General features: G+C 31.7%; 11 protein-coding genes. 9 read left to right on the top strand and 2 right to left on the bottom strand.

What is annotated here, in order from left to right; all coding sequences use genetic code 11:
• Positions 1-176: 176 nt before the first annotated feature.
• Complete coding sequence (locus tag CC89_RS21480) at positions 177-347, bottom strand: hypothetical protein (protein ID WP_353601607.1); 171 nt, start codon at positions 345-347, stop codon at positions 177-179.
• Positions 308-673 (bottom strand): IS110 family transposase, encoded by a 366-nt coding sequence (locus CC89_RS21475; RefSeq protein ID WP_353601605.1) that lies wholly within the window; start codon positions 671-673, stop codon positions 308-310. Before CC89_RS21475 ends, CC89_RS21480 begins: the two co-directional genes overlap by 40 nt.
• A 373-nt stretch (positions 674-1,046) precedes the next feature.
• On the opposite strand from CC89_RS21475, the gene CC89_RS18355 reads away from it, so the two are divergent.
• From CC89_RS18355 to CC89_RS18320, 9 genes are all read left to right on the top strand, one after another.
• A complete protein-coding gene (locus CC89_RS18355) occupies positions 1,047-1,421 on the top strand; it encodes a GNAT family N-acetyltransferase (protein WP_207641518.1) in 375 nt (124 codons plus the stop codon).
• Positions 1,422-1,762: 341 nt separating this feature from the next.
• Positions 1,763-2,356, top strand: a complete 594-nt coding sequence (locus tag CC89_RS18350; protein ID WP_051931999.1) for an LD-carboxypeptidase — start codon at positions 1,763-1,765, stop codon at positions 2,354-2,356.
• A 52-nt stretch (positions 2,357-2,408) separates the two neighbouring features.
• Positions 2,409-2,906, top strand: coding sequence for a S66 peptidase family protein (locus tag CC89_RS18345; RefSeq protein ID WP_051931997.1), 498 nt, complete (start codon positions 2,409-2,411; stop codon positions 2,904-2,906).
• Positions 2,907-3,049: 143 nt separating this feature from the next.
• Positions 3,050-3,391, top strand: a complete 342-nt coding sequence (locus CC89_RS21305) for a nucleoside phosphorylase-I family protein (RefSeq protein ID WP_286161395.1) — start codon at positions 3,050-3,052, stop codon at positions 3,389-3,391.
• Positions 3,392-3,399: 8 nt separating this feature from the next.
• Positions 3,400-3,855, top strand: coding sequence for a nucleoside phosphorylase (locus CC89_RS21300; RefSeq protein ID WP_353601613.1), 456 nt, complete (start codon positions 3,400-3,402; stop codon positions 3,853-3,855).
• A 200-nt stretch (positions 3,856-4,055) separates the two neighbouring features.
• Entirely contained in the window at positions 4,056-4,628 is a 573-nt protein-coding gene (locus tag CC89_RS18335) for a GNAT family N-acetyltransferase (protein ID WP_035293737.1), read from the top strand.
• Between the two features lie 225 nt (positions 4,629-4,853).
• Positions 4,854-5,366, top strand: coding sequence for a GNAT family N-acetyltransferase (locus CC89_RS18330; RefSeq protein WP_035294736.1), 513 nt, complete (start codon positions 4,854-4,856; stop codon positions 5,364-5,366).
• Positions 5,367-6,014: 648 nt separating this feature from the next.
• Positions 6,015-6,548 (top strand): GNAT family N-acetyltransferase, encoded by a 534-nt coding sequence (locus tag CC89_RS18325; protein WP_035294613.1) that lies wholly within the window; start codon positions 6,015-6,017, stop codon positions 6,546-6,548.
• Positions 6,549-6,614: 66 nt separating this feature from the next.
• Positions 6,615-6,836, top strand: a complete 222-nt coding sequence (locus CC89_RS18320; protein ID WP_035294611.1) for a PF20097 family protein — start codon at positions 6,615-6,617, stop codon at positions 6,834-6,836.
• The last annotated feature ends 10 nt before the right edge of the window (positions 6,837-6,846 follow it).

Raw genomic sequence — 6,846 nt, 5'->3', positions numbered from 1 at the left:
TTATTATTAGCATATTGTAAGCCAAAACGAGCTGTAGATCTTATAGAATCAATAATCTCTTCTTTGGAAGCATTTAAAAATGCATCTGGAGATGTGTATTTTCTAATAAGGTTAATGATGTATTAGTAGTTATTTTTGAAAAAATTTTAAGGTATTCTGGAAATACCATCCGAAGTTCACTTTGAAGTTTTGTTCACATAAGCAGAACGGTTGTCCATCAAATCATAATACTCTCTTGAAAGATTTCTTAAATCAAGAGCAAGATCTGATGGCATAAGAGATACTTTTAAATCTGGCTTTAAGCCTATTAAGGCAGCTTTTTTTGAATCAAATCTGTCATTATGCACTTTTCTAATGTTAATGTTGTGCTATTCTTAGTGATGATAGGATTAATTAGGTTAACATTAAATCCAGTATCACGAAGATAGCAGAAGAGTGGGTAATGATAAATTCCCGTGGATTCTAGGAAAATGCGACTTTCCAAAGAATACAACTCTTCTGCTTCTTTTATTTTAGAAACAGCGAGTTCAAGGGAATCAATGTTTGAATGTAGTATTTTAAAAGGCTTTCCAACAAAGGCCTGGTTAGGAAGTGCGATAGACATCCAACTGAAATCTGCACCAACATCAATACCGACCGAGATAAATAAATTTTTAAATAAAATGTTTGACATGAGCAAAAGCTCCTTTCCGATAGGAATCCATTTCCATCTAATGAGTACACAACCTTGCGAGTTATACAGGTATAGCCTGAGGCTCCCAACCAGCCGAATCATAAAACCTCATTGAATGGACTAATTGACTAAATCACGGGTATGAGTCAGCAGATACTGACTTCCCAAGGAGGAAAACATTATTTGTCCTATCCTTGAAGATTATACTTTATGAAAAGTCTGGAGTCTATATAGGAACCGTCAAGCATGATAATTAACTAAGATAACATCTGATGAAGGAAGAAATCCTTCTTCTGTTATCTATTATAGAAACAATTAAATTGAGATGAGTAGTCTTAATGACTACATCATTATTATACAAGGAGGAATAGCTATGGGGAGAATATTAGGAAAAAGAATTATGCTGAGAGAGTACAAAAAAGAAGATTTAATTTACATTAGAAAATGGGTGAATAATCCCAATATTACTAAGTATTTATCAGACATATTTTTATATCCACATACATTGAATGAAACGGAGAATTTTTTAGACTCAATATTGGAAGGAAAAACTAAAGGAAAAAATTTTATAATTGCCAATAAAGATACAGAAGAATATTTAGGACAAATAGATCTTTTAACAATAGACTGGAAAAATAGAGTTGGTTTATTGGGAATTGTATTAGGTCAAGAAGCTAATCTAGGAAAGGGATATGGTGAGGAAGCTATAAGGCTTCTCTTGGATTATTCTTTTAATAACTTAATTTAAATAGAATAGAACTTTTGGCTTCATGATTTTAACAAAAGGGCATATAGATGCTACTCAAAATGTGGTTTTAAAGAAGAAGGTAGAAGGAGAAATAGTTTTTATGTAGATGGTAAATATACGGACTATGTTTTGATGGGCATATTAAAGGACGAATTCACGGGGATGGTTAAGTAGTGTAGTAGTTTTTATGGAAACAAAATGCAATGATAAATATATCGGTTGTTAATTTAGGATAAAGCTTCAAAGGAGTTTCAAACTTAAGGGATAGTTTAAATAATAGTAATTTAAATTACTATTAAAAAATGGAAAATTAATTTTTCAAAATAAGGAGGAAGATTACAATGAAATGCAATAAGTTGAAATTTGGTGATGAAATAAGAGTGATATCACCAGCTAGAAGTATGAAGATAATAACTGAGGAGTTAAGAGAAATAGCTAAGAGGCGATTTGAGGAAATGGGGCTTAAGGTGACTTTTGCTAAACACGTGGAGGAATGCGATGATTTTTCATCAGCTAGTATAGAATCCCGTGTGGAAGATATCCATGAGGCTTTCTTAGATAAGAATGTAAAAGCCGTTATAAGCACAATAGGGGGGTACAATTCAAATCAGTTATTAAGATACATTGATTATGAAATTATAAAAAGTAATCCTAAAATATTTTGTGGTTTTTCAGATATAACCGCCTTATGTTGTGCAATTTATAAGAAAACAGGACTTATAACTTACTACGGACCTCATTTTTCATCTTTTGCCATGGAAAAAGGTATTGAATATACAACAGAGTATTTTAAAAAGAGTTTTTTAGATGAAGAAAGCAAAGTAAAAGGGGAAAATAACCAAGAAAACATTGCTGGGATAGATAGTGAGGGAAATTTTAATAGTCAAGAAAGTATTGATGAGGCAGATAATGTGAAAAACTTTAAAAAACCATGAAGTTTGTAAAAATAAAGTTAACAGGGAGACAAACACTAAAAATAAAACTTATATGGAGATTAAACCTTCAGAATTTTGGAGTGATGACCCTTGGTATAGAGAGCAGGGAAGTAGAAATTTTATTTCTAACGATGGGTATTTAGTTATAAATGAAGGGGAAGCAAAAGGAACTTTAATTGGAGGAAATTTATGTACATTCAATCTTCTTCAAGGCACAGAATATATGCCTTCACTAAGAAATTCCATATTGTTTATAGAAGATGATGACTTGGTTGATGCGGAAACTTTTGATAGAGATCTTCAATCTACCATACATCAACCAGGATTTGAAGGAGTAAGAGGAATTCTTATAGGGAGATTTCAAAAGGCTTCAGCTATGACAAATGAAAAGCTTATAAAAATAATAAACACAAAGAGAGAACTGAATAATATACCAGTTATGGCCAATGTGAATTTTGGACACGTAACTCCAATTGCAACTATTCCTATAGGGGGTTGGGGCAGAATGTCCACTGGCAGCAAGAAGATAGAAGTAAGAACGAATAATTAGTGTATTAGTTGGTTAGTGTGCCAGGTAGGAACTGGAGAACAGGAATTAGGGACGGTTAAGTAGAAATTGGGAAATTGCAATATTAACTCAGATGTAGGTTAAGTAGAATAATATAAATAAAGTTAGTAAATTAAATAGATTAAATGAGTAAAGGCATTGATGATACTAAGGGGGAATTGGTTATGCTAAAAAAGGAATTTCCAATACTAGAATTTGATGATACAAAAGAGGCAGTTATCGAACCTCATAAGATAATAGAAAAGTTAGATATACCCGAATATGCGGTGATGTGTTTTTTTAATGATGTTTTAGAGAAATTAAAGAATCAGGGAAAATTAAAGCCTATAGCATCTTTTAAATCTGAAATAGGAGAAAATCCTATTTATGAATTGGAGTACGAAGGAAGGAAAGTTGTTGTTTTTAATCCAGGAGTAGGGGCGCCACTAGCAGCTGCAGTGTTAGAAGAGGCAATAGCTATGGGGTAAATAAATTTATTGCTTGTGGTGGTGCAGGGGTTTTAAATAGAGAAATTGCTGTTGGACATCTTATGATAACAGCTTCAGCAGTAAGAGACGAAGGAGTGTCATACCATTACCTTGAACCAAGCAGAGAAATAGAAGCTAATAAAGAGGCGGTAGAAGTAATAAAAGGAGTTTTAGAAAGACATAAATGTAAGTATTTAATATCAAAAACATGGACAACAGACGCCTTTTACAGAGAAACTCCACAAAAAGTAAAATTGAGAAAAGAAGAAGGATGTGTAACCGTTGAAATGGAGGCAGCAGCTTTCTTTGCAGTGGCAAAATTTAGAAATGTAAAGCTTGGACAAATATTATATAGTGGAGACGATGTAAGCTGTGAAGAATGGGATTCAAGAAATTGGCATGCAAGAGGTGAGATAAGAGAAAAGTTATTTTGGTTTGCCGTAGAAGCATGCTTAAAACTATAAAGAGGCAATTTTAGTGGGCTAGAAGTCAGTGTGACAGTTGGCCAGTGTGATAGATTTAAGTGGCTAGTGGAATAGAGGGCTAGATGAGAGTGACACAGCGTGCTAGTGGGATAGAGAAGGTGACGTTTTCTAGGCGGTGTTGAGGAAAATATTTGAATTGAACACTGAAAAACAATCATTGTGAAGAAGGAGGAGTTAGAATGTACTTTAAAAAACTTATAGGACAAAAATGTTATTTGTCTCCTATAAATGTGGAGGACTACGAAAAATATACTAAATGGGTTAATGATATGGAAGTATCTGCGGGCCTTGTATTTGCATCCAAACTTATTGGAATCGAAGCAGAAAAATCAGTTTTAGAAAGGATTTCTACTAATGGATATAATTTTGCAATTATAGATGTAGAAAAGGATGAACTTATTGGAAATTGTGGATATCCAAAGCTAGACCATATAAATAGAATAGGAGAAGTAGGTATATTTATTGGTAATAAAGATTATTGGGGTAAAGGCTACGGTCAAGATGTGTTAAATCTTTTATTAGACTTTGGATTCAATGTATTAAATTTACACAATATTTCTCTAAAAGTATATTCATTTAATAAGCAAGCTATAAAATGTTATAAAAAAGTGGGATTTAAAGAGGCTGGGAGACTTCGAGAAGCAAAACTTATAGCTGGAAAAGCTTATGATGAAATCTTTATGGACATTTTAGACAAGGAATATCAATCAATTTACGTTAATAATATAGTAGATAAGAAATCACAGAAATAAATTACAGAAATAATACGATAAAAATGGGGACGGTTAAGTAGAATAATACGATAAAATAAAAATGGCGATGGTTAAGTAGAACAATTAAACTAAGTAGATAATAATTAAGAAAAAATAAAACGATGTTAAGTAAAATTCAAACAACGATACTTAACTGTCCCCAAAAAAGCTCCTTAAGAAAGAGGGAAAACTTAAAACTAAGCAGGGGGTAGTATGGAGTTGAGTATGAACTTAAAAATAAGACCAGTAAGAATTGAAGATGCAGAACCTATAAATGAAATAAGAAGGCAAGATGGAGTAAGAGAAAACACCATGGGTATTATCAGTGAAAGAATTACAAGAATTCAAAATATCATAAATAATCTTACTGAAAATGACCATATGTTAGTTGCCGAGATTGAAGAAAATGGCATTATAAAAGTTGTAGGAGCTGCAACTTTATCAGTTAATAGATCAAATAGGGTAAGACATTCAGGGAGTATGGGTATATCTGTACACAAGGATTATCAAGGCAAGGGCATTGGAAGAGCTTTGATGACTAGTCTATTGGATATAGCAGATAACTGGCTTATGCTTGTAAGAATTGAACTTGGAGTTTTTGTTGATAATGAAAAGGCCATAAATTTATATAAATCATTAGGCTTTGAAATTGAGGGCAGAAAAAAATACGTAGCCATCAGAAATGGAAAATATGAAGATGAGTATATAATGGCAAGATATAATTTACACAGAAATTAAAAGTTCAGTAGCAAACTAAGGGGGGAACAAAAGCAATCATGTATAGAGGTGTAAGCATCAAATTTTCTATATGGAAAAAGTATAGATAAAAAATGGGAGAGATATATATGTTAATTAGGTTTACTAAAAAAGATGGGGTTTTAGATGATGAAGAATTTTTAGATATAGAGATTATAGGGTCTAAATAATATCTTAGCAAAACATAAAGTAATTATTAAATAAAAGTATGTTTTAGGATTTAAGCAGGGATTAATAAGGTCTAATTAATACTTTGATAAAACTTATAGTAATGATTAACCCACAATAAGGTAGAATGTAATGGAATTATGAAATTTCTCCTCCATGACTTGCATAAGAGTTTGGAACAATAAATTTAATTTAATAAATTCTAATCTTTTAGCCATATAAAATTATCTAACGCTCACATTCAGCGTCCTACCTCAGGTTCGCTAGCCTGGCGTCCTTGCCAGGCTTACGATAATTTTATCTGTCTAAAAGAAGAATTTCTAAAATTAAATTTAAATAGTTCCTTCGCTTCTTATGCAACTCATTCCAGAGAAATTTCATAATTCAAGCAATGTAATACTTATTGTGGGATAATCATAGTAATTATAAAATAAAAATATGAGAAACAGGAGGATTTTATTTATGTATGTAGGAGAAAAGGTAAAATTACGTGAATATAAAAGGGAAGATATTAAATTAGCTCAGGAATTTGTAAACGATGTGGAAGTAAAAAAAATGCTAAATCCGGGTATTCCATTTTTATACACTTATGAAGATGAGGAAAAATGGTTTGAAAGCCAATCAGCTACAAAAGAGCTATATAATTTTGCCATTGAAACATTAAAAGAAAGGAAATATATAGGTGGTTGTGGAATAAATAATTTAGATTGGAAAAACAGCGTAGCAACTATTGGCATATTTATAGGAGATAAAGAATATTGGAGCAAAGGTTATGGAAGTGATACCTTAAATATTTTAATTAAATTCATTTTTGAACAAATGAATATACACAAAATTAAACTAAATGTATTTTCTTTTAATAAAAGAGCTATAAAATGCTACGAGAAATGTGGCTTTAAAACAGAAGGTGTATTGAGGGAAGAAATATTTAGAGATGGAAAGTATTATGATGAGATAATTATGGGGCTTTTAAGAGATGAGTATTATAAGAAATAGCAGAATATTTGGCTACATTGCTGTAGTATATTTTTAGTGTTATTAATAAAAAGTTAGGTGAATTTTATGGATTGTCCATATTGCAATCAGAAGATGGAAGAAGGCTTTATACATGGAGACAGATTTGCATTAAAGTGGATAGAGAAATCAAGGGATAACGGATCAATATTGAGTATGTTCCAAAAGGGTGTAAAGTTAACAGATCCTTGGATGCATAATGAATTGGAAGTATATTACTGCCGCAATTGTAAAAAGATGATTATTGATCTCAATGATAAGCTTGAGTAAGTTAAGCAAA

The organism is Clostridium sp. KNHs214 (assembly GCF_000744935.1).
In the GTDB taxonomy this organism is placed as follows: Bacteria; Bacillota; Clostridia; order Clostridiales; family Clostridiaceae; genus Haloimpatiens.
Note: the sequence above shows the minus strand (reverse complement) of the source record. Positions and strands in the feature narration are given on the sequence as shown.

Excerpts from the sequence above, each read along its gene's own strand:
- CC89_RS21475 (WP_353601605.1), bottom strand. The coding sequence starts at position 673 with ATGTCAAACATTTTATTTAAAAATTTATTTATCTCGGTCGGTATTGAT.
- CC89_RS18355 (WP_207641518.1), top strand. The coding sequence starts at position 1,047 with ATGGGGAGAATATTAGGAAAAAGAATTATGCTGAGAGAGTACAAAAAA.
- CC89_RS18350 (WP_051931999.1), top strand. The coding sequence starts at position 1,763 with ATGAAATGCAATAAGTTGAAATTTGGTGATGAAATAAGAGTGATATCA.
- CC89_RS18345 (WP_051931997.1), top strand. The coding sequence starts at position 2,409 with ATGGAGATTAAACCTTCAGAATTTTGGAGTGATGACCCTTGGTATAGA.
- CC89_RS21305 (WP_286161395.1), top strand. The coding sequence starts at position 3,050 with ATGAGTAAAGGCATTGATGATACTAAGGGGGAATTGGTTATGCTAAAA.
- CC89_RS18335 (WP_035293737.1), top strand. The coding sequence starts at position 4,056 with ATGTACTTTAAAAAACTTATAGGACAAAAATGTTATTTGTCTCCTATA.
- CC89_RS18330 (WP_035294736.1), top strand. The coding sequence starts at position 4,854 with ATGAACTTAAAAATAAGACCAGTAAGAATTGAAGATGCAGAACCTATA.
- CC89_RS18325 (WP_035294613.1), top strand. The coding sequence starts at position 6,015 with ATGTATGTAGGAGAAAAGGTAAAATTACGTGAATATAAAAGGGAAGAT.
- CC89_RS18320 (WP_035294611.1), top strand. The coding sequence starts at position 6,615 with ATGGATTGTCCATATTGCAATCAGAAGATGGAAGAAGGCTTTATACAT.